The following is a 14,392-nucleotide window of genomic DNA, read 5'->3' on the forward strand; positions in this document are numbered from 1 at the left end:
GTTAGTGGGCTTCCTTACTTGTGTTGTGTGATCCGACCAGATGCTGGACGACCCGTTCCATTTTCATGAAACGCGAGCCCTTCACCAGTACAGTCGCGTCAGATTTGCTGCCCAATTGCGTATCGAGTGCTGCCAATAATTCGTCGAACTGCGGGTAATGCTGTGCGCCCGACGCGGCCATGTGGCGCGTCAGTTCGCCGGTGACGAGCACCGTGTCGATGCCGCGCGCGGACGCGTAGGCGCCGATTTCTTCGTGAAACTCGCGCCCTTGCGTGCCTACTTCGCCCATGTCGCCCAGTACCAGGATGCGCGGCGGGTGCGCCTGCGCCAGCACGTCGATGGCGGCGCGCACCGAATCCGGATTGGCGTTGTAGGTGTCGTCGATGACAGTGGCGCCGCCTGCGGCCTGCTTGCGCTGCAGGCGCCCGCTGACCGGCTCGAAGGCGGCCAGGCCGCGCGCCACGATATCCGGGGCCACGCCGGCGGCCACGGTACAGGCGATCGCGGCGAGCGCGTTGCGTACATTGTGCAGGCCGGCCGCGGCCAGCCTGACGACGAACATGCGCAGCGGCGCGCCGTCGATGCGAATGGTGACATCGAGTTCGCTGCCGAAGTCGGCGGCGCGGTGCGCGCAGCTCACGTTCGATGCGGCGTCGAGGCCAAAAGTGATGGTGCGGCGGCCGGCGGCAATGCCCTGCCACAGCGGCGTGTACTCGTCGTCGCCCGGGAACACGGCCACGCCGTCTTGCGCCAGGCTGGCCAGCACGGCGCCGTTTTCGCGCGCGACCGCTTCGACGGTGTGCATGAATTCCTGGTGCTCGCGCTGGGCGTTGTTGACCAGGCCAATGGTCGGCGCGGCAATGGCGGCCAGGCGCGCGATTTCGCCCGGGTGGTTCATCCCGAGTTCGATCACAGCCGCCTTGTGCGCCCCGGTCAGGCGCATCAGCGTGAGCGGCACGCCGATTTCGTTATTCAGGTTGCCGCGCGTGGCCAGGCGCGTGTCATCGGACAGGCCGGCCGCCAGGATCGCGGCGATCATTTCCTTGACCGTGGTCTTGCCGTTGCTGCCGGTGACGCCGATCACGGGAAGGCCGAACTGCGCACGCCAGTGATGGGCGATACGGCCCAGGGCCACCAGCGTGTCGGGCACCACGATGGCCGGCAGGGTCCAGCCGTGCGGCAGGCTTTCCACCACCACCGCGGCGGCGCCGCTGGCGGCCACCTGCGCCAGGAAATCGTGGGCGTCGAAGGTCTCGCCGCGCAGGGCGACGAACAGCGCGCCGGCGCCGGCGCTGCGGCTGTCGGTCGAGACGCTGTCAAAGGAAGCGTCGGCGGTCATGCGCGCGTGGGAAATAGCCGCGACCAGTTGTGCGAGCGTGCCGTGCATCAGTTAGTCCTCATCATGGTCACGCGCGCGGCCAGCGCCAGCGCGGCGTGGTCGGCATCGGAAAACGGCATCTTGCGGCCCTTGATTTCCTGGTATGGCTCGTGGCCTTTACCGGCCAGCAGGATCACGTCCGGCTTGGCCGCATGCTTGATGGCCGACAGGATCGCGGCGGCGCGGTCTTCGATCGCCTGGAAGCGCGAGGTCGGATGGGCCGCATCCATGCCCGCGACGATCTGGGCGATGATGGCGGCCGGCTCTTCGCTGCGCGGATTGTCGCTGGTGACCAGCACGTGTTCGGCGATCTGCGCGATGGCGCCCATCTGCGGGCGTTTGCCCGGATCGCGGTCGCCGCCGCAGCCGAACACGCACCACAGCTGGCCGCCGCGTTCGTGCGCGACCTGGCGCAGGGCGCCCAGGGTTTGCTCCAGCGCGTCCGGCGTGTGGGCGTAATCGATCACCACCATCGGTGCGTCCTGGCCGCCGATCTGCTGCATGCGGCCCGGGGCCGGGGTCAGCGCTTCGACCGCGTCGAGCGCGCTGCGCAGGGCGACACCCTTGGCCAGCAGTGCGCCCAGTACCGCCAGCGCGTTGCTGATATTGAAGTGGCCAACCAGGCGCGTCTTGACCTGGGCGCTGCCGAGCGGCGAATCGAGATGGAATTCGGTGCCCGCATGACGGCTGCGGAACTGCGAGGCGCGCAGCATGGTCACGCCGGCGATGTCGGGCTGGGAGGCCGCGTCGCGCAGGGTGTAGCCGGTCACGGATGGTACGCCGCCGGTCTTGGAAATCAATTGGTTGACCAGGCGTTGTCCGGCCGGGTCGTCGAGGTTAAGCACTGCTGTTTTCAATCCTGGCCACGCGAACAGCTTGGCCTTCGCCGCTTCGTAGCATTCCATGGTGCCGTGATAATCGAGGTGGTCGCGCGTCAGGTTGGTGAACAGCGCAACGTCAAAATGCATGCCCAGGGTACGGCCTTGCCCGAGCCCGATGGAGCTTACCTCAATCGCCAACGCAGTGGCGCCCGCATCGCGCACGGCGGCGAGTTTTTCGGCCAGCAGCACGGCGTCCGGGGTGGTGTAGCCGGTGACGTCGTACTCGACGTCGCCGCGGCCGTTGAACAGGCCCACGCCCAGGGTGCCGATGACGGCGGCCGTCTCGCCCAGGCGCGCAAAGGCCTGGCCGAGCCAGACCGCGCACGAGGTCTTGCCGTTGGTGCCGGTCACGCCGACGGTGAACATGGCGCTATCGGGCATCCGGTGGCAGGCGTGCGCGATCGGGCCGGCGTGTAATTTCAGGTCGGCCACGGCCAGGTGCGGCACGCTCCAGGCATCAAGCCAGGCGAAATCGCGCGCGTCGTACACCACGGCGGCGGCGCCCTGGGCGATGGCCTGGGCAATGTAGGCACGGCCGTCGGCGGCGTCGCCCGGATAGGCGAAGAACACATCGCCCGGCTTGACGCGGCGCGAGTCGGACACCAGCTTCGCGCCGGGCGCCGCCTGGGCGATCCAGGCGCAGATTTCCTGTGGATTCAAAGACGGCATTACATGACGCATTACATGACGCATTACATGACCTCCCCGGAGCCATCGTTTGGCGCGACGATTTCAGTCACGTCCGAATCGGGCGGAATATTGAGTGCGCGCAGCGCGTTGGCGGCCAGCGCGGCGAAGGTCGGCGCCGCCACGATGCCGCCGAAGTGGCCGATCGCGGTCGGTTCGTCGATCATGACGGCGATGATGAAGCGCGGGTTCGACATCGGCACCATGCCCACGAAACTGCCGATGTACTTGCGCGGCATGGCGTACTTGCCGTTTTCGACCTTGTACGCGGTGCCGGTCTTGCCGCCCACGCGGTAGCCCGCGACCCGCGCCTGCTTGGCGGTGCCGTGTTCGCCCGAGATCACGCGTTCGAGCATTTCGCGCATCTCGCGCGCGGTCTTCGGCTTGATGATCTGGCGCCCGACCGGCGGCTCCGTGACCTTCTGGAACGACAGCGGAATGGTGTCGCCATCGCGCGCGAACATCATGTAGCCGCGCGCCAGCTGCAGCAGCGAGACCGAGATGCCGTTCCCGTAGCTCATGGTGGCCTGTTCCACCGGACGCCACGATTTGTAGGGACGCACGCGCCCCGCCACAGCGCCGGGAAAACCGAACTTGGGCTGCTGGCCGAAACCGACCTCGGTAAACATCTCCCACATTTCGCGCGCCGGCATGGAGAGCGCAATCTTGGAAGTGCCGATATTGGACGACATTTCGATGATTTCGGCGACCGAGATCACGCCGTGCGGCTTGGTATCGGAAATCGGCGCGCCGTTGATCACCAGGCGCCCGGCGCCGGTATCGATGCGGGTATTGGGCGTGACGCGCCCGGTGTCGAGCGCCAGAGCCACGGTAAATGGCTTGAGGGTCGAGCCCGGCTCGAAGGTGTCGGTGATGACGCGGTTGCGCAGCTGCGCGCCGGTCAGGCCCTTGCGGTCGTTCGGGTCGTACGTCGGCCAGTTGGCCAGCGCCAGCACTTCGCCGGTTTTCACGTCCAGCACCACGGCGGCGCCGGCCTTGGCCTTGAACTTGGCCACGGCTTCCTTCACCTGCGTAAAGGCGATGTACTGCAGCTTGCTGTCGACCGACAGGGTCAGGTCGCGGCCATCGTGCGGCTCCTTCGACAGGCCCACGTCTTCGACGATCTGGCCGAGGCGGTCCTTGATCACGCGGCGGCTGCCGGTGGTGCCGACCAGGGTCTTTTGCTGGGCCAGTTCCATGCTTTCCTGGCCGGCGTCTTCGACGTTGGTGAAACCGACCAGGTGGGTCATGGTTTCGCCCTGCGGATAGAAGCGTTTGTATTCCTTGCGCGTGTCCAGGCCCTTGATGCCCAGTTTGGCGATCTGCTCGATCACCGGCATTTCCACCTGGCGCTTGAGGTAGACGAAGGTGCGGTCGGAATCGAGTTTCTTGCGCAGCTCGGCGTCGCTCATCTTGAGCAGCGCGGCCAGGGCGCGCAGTTTGTCCGGCGCCGAGGCCAGCACGTCTTCAGGGATGGCCCATACCGCCTTGACCGGTACCGACGACGCCAGCACCTGGCCGTTGCGGTCGAGGATGCGCCCGCGCGTGGCGGGCAGTTCGATGGTGCGCTCGTAGCGCTGCTTGCCATAGCCAATGAGAACGTCTTCGGTGACGGTTTGCAGCCACATGGCGCGCCCGGCCAGCGCAACAAAGGAGGCGAACAGCACGAACAGCACGACGCGCGAACGCCAGGTCGGCAGGCTCACCGCCAGGACCGGGCTTTTCGAGAACGATACGCCTTTCGAGGCCGCGACACGCGCGCCCGCCACACCATTGCCACCGCGTTTCATTGCTCCCCTTCCGTCAGGTACTGCGTACGCGCCGGGGTCAGCGGCGTCATGTCGAGCTTGTCGCGCGCGATCTGTTCGATGCGCGCATTGGTACCCAGGGTCGACTGGTCCAGCTGCAATTGCGACCAGTCGATGTCGAGCTGGCGCGCCTGCTGTTCGAGCTTGCCCAGTTCGATGAACAGGTTGCGCGCCTGGAACTGGGCATTCACCAGCGACAGCGCGCAGCCGACCAGCAGCGCGGCGAGCACGATGTTGATCTTGCCGTTCACGGCGCACTCCGGGCAGGCAGGCGTTCGGCCACCCGCATCACGGCCGAGCGGGAGCGCGGATTGCCGTCGACCTCCAGGTCGGACGGTTTCATCTTGCTCACCAGCTTCATCAGCGGCTGCGGCAGGTCGACCGCGCGGATCGGCAGGCGGCGGTCGGGCTGCTCGACCTTGACCTTGCTGGCCAGGAACTGCTTGACCATGCGGTCTTCCAGTGAGTGGAAGCTGATCACGGCCATGCGCGCGCCGGGCGCGAGCATGGCGTAGGCCGCGCTCAAGCCTGTTTCAAGGTCTTCAAGCTCTTTATTGATGAAAATCCGGATAGCCTGAAAGGTCCGGGTGGCCGGATCCTTGCCCTTCTCCCGGGTTTTGACCGCGTTTGCCACGATGCCGGCAAGCTGTCGTGTGCTTGAAATTGGTTCGACTGCCCGGCGAGCAACAATCGCCTTTGCAATCTGAAAAGCAAACCGTTCTTCCCCATAATCGCGAATCACCCTTTCCAATTGTTGTTCAGTCTCGCTGGCCAGCCACTCGGCGGCGGAAACGCCGCGCGTGGTGTCCATGCGCATGTCGAGCGGACCGTCGTTGCGGAAGCTGAAACCGCGCGCGGCGTCGTCCACCTGGGGCGAGGAAATGCCCAGGTCGAGCAGGATGCCATCGACCCGCGCCACGCCGCGCGCCTGTAGCGCCTGCTGCATGGTGGCGAAACTGTCGTGCACGATCTCGAAACGCGGGTCGTCGATCTGGCCCGCCGTGGCGATCGCCTGCAAATCCTTGTCGAAGGCGAACAAGCGCCCGTTCGGACCCAGGCGCGACAGGATCAGGCGACTGTGTCCACCGCGACCGAAGGTCCCGTCTATATATGTGCCATCGGCACGCGCACCCGTCAGATCGAGCGCATCGACCGCTTCGTCCAGCAACACCGTCCGGTGCTGAAATTCCGGCACCGCCACCACATTCATCATCGGCGCGCCTTAGAAAGAAAAATTAGATAACACATCGGGCATGCCACCGGCGACAGCGGCTTGCTCGTCCTCGGCCAGTTTGGCGGCATCCCAGATCTCGAAATGGCTGCCCATGCCCAGCAGCATGACCTCGCGGGTCAGGCCGACGGCGCTGCGCAGCTCGGGGGAAATGAGGATGCGGCCGGCGGAATCGAGCTCGACATCGCAGGCGTTGCCGAGGAAGATACGCTGCCACGCGCGGGCCGACATCGGCCAGGCGGCAATTTGCTCGCGGTGCGATTCCCACACCGGACGCGGAAAAAACAGCAGGCACCCGTGCGGGTGGCGGGTAAGCGTGAGGCGGCCTTCGCACTGGACTGCGAGTGCGTCGCGATGCTTGGCGGGAATGGACATCCTGCCTTTCGCATCGAGATTGATTGCGGACGCGCCTTGAAACACGAGTTACCTACTTGGAAAAGTTATTATGAATTCGGTGTTTTGGCGCAAGGAGCATCATTTTTCTCCCACAAAACTACACTTTTTCACACAGTTGCCCACTTTAGATGAAGCCATCTGGACGGTCAAGCGCTTTCGATCGTGCTAAAAGGGAATTTTGTTAATGAAGTCAAGGACTTAGCGCATTACCTTGAAGGATCTTCAAAGTAAAATATGTCGAAAAATTAGAGACTTAGAGAAGACAGTGAATGTTCAACCTCATCTGTACACATGGGTTTGCGAGACACAACAAAGCTTAAAATAATTACATCTGCTTACTTTTACGCAACGGATGAGTAAATTGTCCGATGCGCGCGATGGAGTGTGGTAGTGGATCGGATCAGGTGGCAACGGTGCCGACCGAATCGGGTTGGCTGCTTGTGCAATAACGCGCCTCGGGAAAGCCGAAATGGGCACACATGCGGGGGAAATGACAGCGGCATGCCGCGCCGCCGGAGAGGCGGAGCGGAGTGCATCGGCGCCTTGCGCGCCGGATATTCAATGTGAAGCAGGCCGATAGGCCGGATTTTGTTACGGCGACTACCCTTGCAGGCATTCGCTATGACAGCCATTCCTCTAGGCGCCGAATTACTCCGGCGCTCAAGCTCCCTACCCGCACGCTCCGCGAGCCGCCTCAACGCGTGCCTATTTGGGATTGCTCCAGGTGGAGGTTACCGCGTTTCACCGTAACTTAATACGCTCGTCTCTGTGGCCCTATTCCTCGCCTTATACTCCCCGGCTTGCGCCGGTCGGCTTTCAGCGGACGGCCATTAACCGTCACCCTGCTCTATGGAGTCCGGACCTTCCTCCCGCCGACGCATTACGCGCCAGCCAGCGACTGTCTGGCCTGCTTCACCCCACCATTGTACCGTGCCCCGGCCCTGCGGACAAAGTTTCCGATTGCTATCGCCCCACTGATACCGATTTGGATATCAATCTCGCAAAAAATGTGATCGCTGCAAAGTTACCCAATGTACATACGTACTATTAAAATATCGACAATTTACAAAAAGGAAACTTAATGACACTGTTGCCTCTTGCCGCACTGATCAGCACCACCCTGTTCGCCAGCACCGCCGCCCACGCCTCGGACTGGCCGGAGAGCTTCTCGAAATGCGCCGCCCAGGGCGGCACCTGTGACGCCGGCACCGGCAAGCGCCAGGTATCGTTCGGCATCAAGAACAAATGGGTGGTCAAATCGCTCAGCGGCAAAGTTGCCTGCACCACCGCCACGTTCGGCAGCGATCCTTATCCGGGTGTCGACAAGAAATGCGCGCTAGGCCCGCTCGATGGCGGCACCACGCCACCGACCACCCCGCCGACGACACCGCCAACGACCCCGCCGACCACCCCGCCAGCCGGCACCGATCCGGTGACGCAGGCAGCCCCGGCAACCGGCTGGGCCAGCTACAGCACCGGCACCCGCGGCGGCGCGGCGGCGGTACAGAAGGATGTCTTCCTGGTCAGCTCGGCATCGCAACTGCTGTCCGCGCTCAAGACCGAGGGCGGCCGGCCGATGCAGATCAAGATCTACGGCACCATCGACATGGCGGCCGACGGCCCGTTCAAGAGTGTCGCCGAGCAGGGCGTGCGCAGCCTGATTTCGCTGCCATCGAATACCACCCTGATCGGCGCGGGCCCGAATGCGGGCATCGTCAACGGCCGCATCATGATCAAAGGCGTGGACAATGTGATCGTGCGCAACCTGACCATCGCCAACCCATGCGACATCGCCCCGGTGTGGGATCCGAAAGATACCAGTACCGGCAACTGGAACTCGCGTTATGACGGCCTGAACGTCGACAAGTCGACCCACGTCTGGATCGACCACAACACCTTCACCGACGCGCCGCGCACCGACGACCAGTTCCCGAAAGAGAACGGCAAACTCAAGCAATGCCACGATGGCGCGCTCGACATCAAGAATGGCGCCGACTATGTGACCGTGTCGAACAATGTGTTCAAGCTGCACGAGAAAAACACCCTGGTCGGCTCGTCCGACGACACCACGTCCGACGATGACCACCTGACCGTGACCTTCCATGGCAATCATTACATGGACATCACCGGGCGTTCGCCGCGCGTGCGTTTCGGTAAGGTCCACGTGTACAACAATTACTACCAGGGCGACCGCGACGCCAAACTGTACCCGCACCACTACAGCATCGGCGTGGGCTACAAGGCCAAGATCGTCTCGCAGCATAATGCCTTCGACGTCATCGGCGCCAAGGAATGCGGCAATGTGGTCGAGTCCTCGGGTTCCTCCGGCAAAACCGGCGCCATCATCGACAGCGGTTCCCTGCTGAACGGCGTGGCACTGGGCATGGGCGGCGACAGCTGCAAGTTCAGCAGCGCGATCGGCTGGACCCTGCCGTACACGCCGACCGTGATCGATGCGTCGACAGTGCGCGAATCGGTGCTGCGCAACGCCGGCGCAGGCAAGCTCGTGGTCCGCTAAGAAAGGCAAGCACGCACGCAAGACAGCGACGCCGCCGCCCGCCCCCGGCCGCGGCATCGATGTCAGGAGCACAAGAGCGCTGCGCGCTAGCGCGGCCGGGCCGGCGCTGCGCCGCCGGCCTCCCCCAGCTCCGCCACCAGCACCCGGTCGATCCGGTGCCGGTCCATATCCACCACCTCGAAACGATAGCGCTCCCACACAAAGCGGTCGGACGCGGCGGGCACATGCCCAAGTTGCTCCAGAACAAAACCAGCCAGGGTTTGATACGCCCCGCTCGTCTCGCCGGGCAACATCTGCCCGATCCCGAGCACCTCGCGCAGGCGCGCCAGCGGCATGGCGCCGTCGAGCAGCCAGCTGCCGTCATCGCGCCGCACGGCGTCTGGCTCGCGCGTCGCATCGCGTGCGTCGCCGGGCAGCGCGCCGATCAGCGCCGCCATCAGGTCGTTCAAGGTCACCATGCCCTTGAGCTGGCCATGCTCGTCGACCACCAGCGCCAGTTCGGCTTGCCGCTGGCGCAACTGTTCCAGCAAGCCGCGCGCGCTCACCGTATCGGGTACCAGCAGCGCCGGACGCATGGCCGCGCCGATATCGATGGCGTCCAGCGCCTGATGATGGATCGCCTGGGCGAACAGCTCGCCCGCATCGACCACGCCCAGCACCTGGGGCGGCTCGCCGCGCACCACCGGAAAGCGGCTGAACGGGCTGGCCGCGATGCGCGCCAGGTTCTCGCCGCAGTCGCCATCGAGGTCGATCAATTGCAAGTCGGCGCGCGGGGTCATCAGCGCGTCGAGGCGCTGGTCGTCCAGGCGCAGGGCGCGCGCGGCGATGTCCGATTCGGTCTTGTCGAGCACGCCGGCGTCGGCGCTTTCCCTGAGCATGCCGCTGATCTCGTCGGCGGTCGGGGCGCTGTCGGGCGCGCGTCCCAGGCCCAGCATGCGCATGATCAGCTCGCTCAAGGCGGACAGCAGGCGCACGAACGGCGCCATCAGCCGCGACAGCGCCTGCAAGGGAGGCGCGATGACCGAGGCCACGAATTCCGGATACTGGATCGCGATGCGCTTGGGCACCAACTCGCCCAGCAGGATGGAGACCAGGGTGATGCCGGCCACCACCAGCGCCAGCGCCACCTGGCGCGCATAGGGCGCCAGCAGCGGCACCGCAGCCAGTTGCGGTGCCAGGCGTGCGGTCAGCGACGCTTCGCCGAAGGCGCAGTTGAAGATTGAAATGACGGTAATGCCGACCTGGACCGTGGAGAGGAAGGCGCCCGGGTCGTCGGCCAGCCGCATGGCCACACGCGCGCCGCCACGGCCCTCGGCGGCCATTTTTTCGAGCCGCACGCGCTTGGACGACACCAGCGCCAGCTCGGACATGGCGAACACGCCATTGAGCAGGATCAGAACGAGGATGATCAGCAAATCCATGGCAGGCGGTTGAAAGGACAGGGAATCTACCCACGTTAGCCCTGCCATATCGCCGCAGTTTGAGGCAGGCCAATGTCGCGCGCCCTTCGCCCGGGATAGTAATTCTGATATTTAATGTCGTAATTTCAAAAGCTTGCAAGAATCGGCTCGCATAGAATGGCGCATACTCAACCATCAAGGCAGAGACGACATGACGCACCCTTCCCGCAGTGGCGGCCAGATCCTGGTCGATGCGCTCAACATTCACGGCGTCGACACCGCCTTCGGGGTTCCCGGCGAAAGCTACCTCGACGTGCTCGACGCCCTGCACGATTCCGACATCCGCTTCATCATCAACCGCCAGGAAGGCGGCGCCGCCTTCATGGCCGAAGCCTACGGCAAGCTGACCGGCAAGCCCGGCATCTGCTTCGTCACGCGCGGCCCGGGCGCCACCAACGCCTCGATCGGCGTGCACACGGCCTACCAGGATTCGACCCCGATGATCCTGTTCATCGGCCAGGTCGGCAACGATTTCATCGACCGCGAAGCGTTCCAGGAAATCGACTACCGCCGCATGTACGGCCAGATGGCCAAGTGGGTCACCCAGATCGACCGCGCCGACCGCATTCCCGAATACATCGCGCGCGCCTTCCAGGTCGCCACCAGCGGCCGTCCCGGTCCGGTGGTGCTGGCGCTGCCGGAAGACATGCTGATCGACGTCGCCTCGGTGGCCGACACGCGCCGCTACCAGCCGGTGCAGGCATCGCCCTCGGGCGCCCAGATCGCCACCCTGCGCGAGATGCTTGCCAGCGCTAAAAAACCGGTCGTGCTGCTCGGCGGCGCCAGCTGGAACGCCCAGGCTTGCGCCGACCTGCAACGTTTCGCCGAAGCCAACGCGCTGCCGGTCGGCTGCACCTTCCGCTTCCAGGACTTGCTCGACAACGCACACCCCAACTATATAGGTGACGTCGGCATCGGGATCAACCCGAAACTGGCGGCGCGCGTGAAAAACGCCGACCTGGTGATCGCCATCGGCCCGCGCCTGGGCGAAATGACCACCGGCGGCTACACCCTGCTGGCCTCGCCCGTGCCGGCCCAGCGCCTGGTGCATTTCCATGCCGATGCCGAGGAACTGGGCAGCGTCTACCAGGCCGACCTGATGATCAACAGCGGCGCCGCGCAAGCCTGCGCCATGCTGGCCGCGATGGAGCCGGTGGACTCGTCCGCCTGGCGCGGTACGGTGGCCGAGGCGAAAGCCGAGCTGGCCGCCTACCAGGAACAGCCGCCGATTTTCAAGGATGGCCAGGCCCCGCTCGACCTGTGGCAAGTGGTGCAGGAATTGATGGCGCAAGTGCCGCGCGATACCGTCATCACCAATGGCGCCGGTAATTACGCATCGTGGGCGCACCGCTTTTACCGCTATGGCGGCATGCGTACCCAGCTGGCGCCGACCAATGGCGCGATGGGGTACAGCGTTCCATCGGGAGTCGCGGCAAAGATTGTCGATCCGACACGTACAGTGGTGACCTTTGCCGGCGATGGCGAATTCATGATGAACGGCCAGGAACTGGCCACCGCGGTGCAATACAAGGCCGGCGTGATTATTATTGTCTTCAATAATGGCATGTTCGGCACCATCCGCATGCACCAGGAGCGCGATTATCCGGGCCGCGTCTCGGGGACCAGCTTGCATAACCCGGACTTTGCGGAACTGGCCGAGGCCTATGGCGCGCATGGCGAGGTGGTCAATGCGACGGTGGAATTCGGTCCGGCGCTGGCACGCGCACTGGCCCACACCCGTGAAAAATCACTGCCGGCGGTGATCGAACTGCGCTATGACGGGAATTTGATTACGCCGAATGCGACGCTGGAAACCATCAGGAAGACGGCGGAAGCCGCAAAAGCCGCCAAGTAACAGGCAGCCATATCAGCACTGATACCGATGGTATCGGTGCTGAGCACCAGAAGGAGCGCATGCCAAACAGGCCATGCGCTCCTTTTTGACAATGAGGGGAAGAATGCCTTACTGCGGACTGACCAGCTGCGCTTGCGGCAGCAGTTCAAGACCAAGCTCGGCTGGCATAGGCAGCGGCCGGTCGTAGGCGTTTGGCGCTTCGGTCACTGGCGCCGTGAAAAAACAAGCCACCGTGGCGATGAACGCCAATCCGATGACGTTGCGTATCCACATCGACCCCGCCACATGAATCGTCTCCGGCGAAATCAACAAGCTGAAATTGTCTGGGCTTTTCACACTGCCTCCTGTCATAGTTTTGTAATAATTTATACCCTTTTCCGATAAAAGCATAGCTAATATTGAGTCGGATTGATGCATATGTGTGCCAGCACATACAGGCTAATTATTCGCCGCGCGTTTGAGCCAGCGCATGACACTTCCTAGCAATGGAAGCTTTTCATATAACTCCTCGGCGGCGTCCCAATAATCGCGATGGATCATGACTGCCCCGCCCGCATCGAAGCGGATCCGGGTGGCGCCGCGGATGCATTGCGGCGTCCTGGAAAAGCGCTTCATTCGGAACAGAAATTCCCATGTCAGGAAGGCAGCGTCACCCTGCAGCACGGTCGACGTCACCACGAAGCGCGGCTGCTCGACCTGTGCAAACATGTGCACGAAAATGCCGATAATCGGCTCAATCCCGCACACCTCGTTGAACGGGTCCTTGAACTGCGCATCGGGCGCATACATCTGCATCAGCTGCGCGCGCACCGACGCGCGCTCGATACTCTCGTAAAAACGCACCAGCGGTGCCAGTTCCGGCGCCCGGTTCATAATCCCGTCACCTTGTGAATCAGCCAGAAATACAGGCGATACGGCAGCAGCCGCGCCAGCCGCATGCTGTTGGTGTAGCGCTTGGGGAAATGGATATGGAAGGCGCCGCGCTCGATCCCCTGCACCATCGCATACGCGGCATCGGCGGCGCTCATCAGGGCCGGCATCTTGAAGTCGTTCCCGGCCGTCAGGGGCGTGTCGACGAAGCCCGGATTGATCTGGTACACCGCGATCCCGCGCGGACGCAAATCGAGGTACAGCGACTCGGAAAGGTTGATCAGCGCCGCCTTGGCCGGCCCGTACACCAGCGCCTTGGGCAGTCCGCCGTAACCGGCCACCGACGCCACGATGCCGATCCCGCCGGCGCCCTGCTTGATCAGCAGCGGCAGCGCCGCGTCGAGGCAGTTGAAGGCACCGCGCAGATTGAGGTTGATCATCCGGTTGGCCGCCGCCAGGTCGATCGCATCGGCGCGCATTTCGTTGTAGCCGCCGGCCACGATCAGCACCAGGTCGATGCCGCCCCACGCCGCCACGATGCGCTGGCAGGCCGCGGCCACGCTGGCGTGGTCAAGCACGTCCAGCGGCAGGGCCAGCGCGTGCGGCTCGCCGGCCGCCGTCTGTTCCAGCCTGTCGGCACTGCGCGCGGAAAACGCCACGCGCGCGCCCAGGTCGAGCAGCAGGTGCGCGGCCGCCTCCCCGATGCCGGTCGAGGCGCCGATTATCCACACGCGCCGCCCGCGCCACTCGTCGATGCACGGATTCATTGCGTCGCCGCGCGCTTGGTGAACGAGAGCGTCACGCTGCCCAGGTTCACGCCGAACTTGCTCATTGCCGTGCGGTTCAGCATGACCTTGTCGTCGATCAGGAACATCCAGTCATCCATGTCCATGTTGATGACCTTGCCGTCGACCGGCAGCGCCAGCACATACTGCCAGCGCAGCGCATTGCCCGACACCGTGCCCTGGGCGGTGCCGACGACATCCGCCGCAGTGGCGCTGAAGCGTCCCGGCCCGGTCCTGGTCAGCGTCCAGACGCGCTTCTGGCGCGTGCCGTCCGAGTACACGAAGTCTTCATCGAGCACGCCCGTGTCGCCATTCCACTGGCAGCGCATCACCACCACGAAGCGCTTGATGACTCTACCGGAGCGGTCCTGGAACATGCCGTGGGCGTCCAGCGTGCCGTTGAAATACTGCGTGATGTCGAGACCCGGCGCCTGTTTCGCATACGTCTCGGGCGTGGGGGTGCTGCAGCCGGCCATGGCCAAAGCCAGGGCGCCGGCCGCGAAAATGGTGGAGAGTTTCATGG

13 protein-coding genes and 1 other RNA gene are annotated in these 14,392 nt (G+C 64.1%); 2 read left to right on the forward strand and 12 right to left on the reverse strand.

Features of this window, described 5'->3' with window-relative positions:
• Position 1 precedes the first annotated feature (1 nt).
• The 7 genes from F2P44_RS17500 to rnpB form a co-directional block, all read right to left on the reverse strand.
• Positions 2–1,387, reverse strand: a complete 1,386-nt coding sequence (locus tag F2P44_RS17500; RefSeq protein ID WP_167088337.1) for a UDP-N-acetylmuramoyl-tripeptide--D-alanyl-D-alanine ligase — start codon at positions 1,385–1,387, stop codon at positions 2–4.
• Entirely contained in the window at positions 1,387–2,928 is a 1,542-nt protein-coding gene (locus F2P44_RS17505; protein WP_167088338.1) for a UDP-N-acetylmuramoyl-L-alanyl-D-glutamate--2,6-diaminopimelate ligase, read from the reverse strand. Before F2P44_RS17505 ends, F2P44_RS17500 begins: the two co-directional genes overlap by 1 nt.
• A gap of 23 nt (positions 2,929–2,951) precedes the next feature.
• Positions 2,952–4,736: a peptidoglycan D,D-transpeptidase FtsI family protein gene (locus F2P44_RS17510; protein WP_167088339.1), complete on the reverse strand. Its 1,785-nt coding sequence runs from the start codon at positions 4,734–4,736 to the stop codon at positions 2,952–2,954.
• Positions 4,733–5,005, reverse strand: coding sequence for a cell division protein FtsL (ftsL, locus tag F2P44_RS17515; RefSeq protein ID WP_167088340.1), 273 nt, complete (start codon positions 5,003–5,005; stop codon positions 4,733–4,735). The genes F2P44_RS17510 and ftsL overlap by 4 nt, the downstream gene beginning before the upstream one ends.
• Complete coding sequence (rsmH, locus tag F2P44_RS17520; RefSeq protein WP_167088401.1) at positions 5,002–5,964, reverse strand: 16S rRNA (cytosine(1402)-N(4))-methyltransferase RsmH; 963 nt, start codon at positions 5,962–5,964, stop codon at positions 5,002–5,004. Before rsmH ends, ftsL begins: the two co-directional genes overlap by 4 nt.
• Before the next feature lie 12 nt (positions 5,965–5,976).
• The gene (mraZ, locus tag F2P44_RS17525; protein WP_054266448.1) at positions 5,977–6,405 is read right to left on the reverse strand and encodes a division/cell wall cluster transcriptional repressor MraZ; all 429 of its coding nucleotides are present in this window, start codon (positions 6,403–6,405) and stop codon (positions 5,977–5,979) included.
• Positions 6,406–6,942: 537 nt separating this feature from the next.
• An RNA gene (gene rnpB, locus F2P44_RS17530) (RNase P RNA component class A) lies at positions 6,943–7,295 on the reverse strand.
• A gap of 167 nt (positions 7,296–7,462) precedes the next feature.
• Between rnpB and F2P44_RS17535 the strand changes: the two genes are divergently transcribed.
• Entirely contained in the window at positions 7,463–8,899 is a 1,437-nt protein-coding gene (locus F2P44_RS17535) for a pectate lyase family protein (protein ID WP_167088341.1), read from the forward strand.
• Positions 8,900–8,985: 86 nt separating this feature from the next.
• On the opposite strand, the gene F2P44_RS17540 is transcribed toward F2P44_RS17535, so the two are convergent.
• Entirely contained in the window at positions 8,986–10,320 is a 1,335-nt protein-coding gene (locus F2P44_RS17540; protein WP_167088342.1) for a hemolysin family protein, read from the reverse strand.
• Between the two features lie 190 nt (positions 10,321–10,510).
• On the opposite strand from F2P44_RS17540, the gene F2P44_RS17545 reads away from it, so the two are divergent.
• Positions 10,511–12,214 carry a thiamine pyrophosphate-binding protein gene (locus tag F2P44_RS17545; protein WP_167088343.1) on the forward strand — a complete coding sequence of 568 codons (1,704 nt, stop codon included), beginning with the start codon at positions 10,511–10,513 and terminating at the stop codon, positions 12,212–12,214.
• A gap of 108 nt (positions 12,215–12,322) precedes the next feature.
• On the opposite strand, the gene F2P44_RS17550 is transcribed toward F2P44_RS17545, so the two are convergent.
• From F2P44_RS17550 to F2P44_RS17565, 4 genes are read right to left on the reverse strand one after another with little or no spacing between them, the layout of a single operon-like run.
• Positions 12,323–12,631, reverse strand: a complete 309-nt coding sequence (locus F2P44_RS17550) for a hypothetical protein (RefSeq protein WP_167088344.1) — start codon at positions 12,629–12,631, stop codon at positions 12,323–12,325.
• Positions 12,632–12,652: 21 nt separating this feature from the next.
• Positions 12,653–13,087, reverse strand: a complete 435-nt coding sequence (locus F2P44_RS17555; protein WP_167088345.1) for a nuclear transport factor 2 family protein — start codon at positions 13,085–13,087, stop codon at positions 12,653–12,655.
• Complete coding sequence (locus F2P44_RS17560; RefSeq protein WP_167088346.1) at positions 13,084–13,851, reverse strand: SDR family NAD(P)-dependent oxidoreductase; 768 nt, start codon at positions 13,849–13,851, stop codon at positions 13,084–13,086. Before F2P44_RS17560 ends, F2P44_RS17555 begins: the two co-directional genes overlap by 4 nt.
• A complete protein-coding gene (locus F2P44_RS17565) occupies positions 13,848–14,390 on the reverse strand; it encodes a DUF3833 domain-containing protein (protein ID WP_167088347.1) in 543 nt (180 codons plus the stop codon). Before F2P44_RS17565 ends, F2P44_RS17560 begins: the two co-directional genes overlap by 4 nt.
• Positions 14,391–14,392 lie beyond the last annotated feature (2 nt).

The organism is Massilia frigida (genome assembly GCF_011682175.1).
In the GTDB taxonomy this organism is placed as follows: Bacteria; Pseudomonadota; Gammaproteobacteria; order Burkholderiales; family Burkholderiaceae_D; genus Telluria_A; species Telluria_A frigida.

Coding starts and splice junctions, on each gene's coding strand:
- F2P44_RS17535 (WP_167088341.1), top strand. CDS start 7,463: ATGACACTGTTGCCTCTTGCCGCACTGATCAGCACCACCCTGTTCGCC.
- F2P44_RS17555 (WP_167088345.1), bottom strand. CDS start 13,087: ATGAACCGGGCGCCGGAACTGGCACCGCTGGTGCGTTTTTACGAGAGT.
- F2P44_RS17500 (WP_167088337.1), bottom strand. CDS start 1,387: ATGCACGGCACGCTCGCACAACTGGTCGCGGCTATTTCCCACGCGCGC.
- F2P44_RS17550 (WP_167088344.1), bottom strand. CDS start 12,631: ATGCATCAATCCGACTCAATATTAGCTATGCTTTTATCGGAAAAGGGT.
- F2P44_RS17545 (WP_167088343.1), top strand. CDS start 10,511: ATGACGCACCCTTCCCGCAGTGGCGGCCAGATCCTGGTCGATGCGCTC.
- rsmH (WP_167088401.1), bottom strand. CDS start 5,964: ATGAATGTGGTGGCGGTGCCGGAATTTCAGCACCGGACGGTGTTGCTG.
- F2P44_RS17510 (WP_167088339.1), bottom strand. CDS start 4,736: ATGAAACGCGGTGGCAATGGTGTGGCGGGCGCGCGTGTCGCGGCCTCG.
- F2P44_RS17505 (WP_167088338.1), bottom strand. CDS start 2,928: ATGCCGTCTTTGAATCCACAGGAAATCTGCGCCTGGATCGCCCAGGCG.
- F2P44_RS17560 (WP_167088346.1), bottom strand. CDS start 13,851: ATGAATCCGTGCATCGACGAGTGGCGCGGGCGGCGCGTGTGGATAATC.
- F2P44_RS17540 (WP_167088342.1), bottom strand. CDS start 10,320: ATGGATTTGCTGATCATCCTCGTTCTGATCCTGCTCAATGGCGTGTTC.
- F2P44_RS17565 (WP_167088347.1), bottom strand. CDS start 14,390: ATGAAACTCTCCACCATTTTCGCGGCCGGCGCCCTGGCTTTGGCCATG.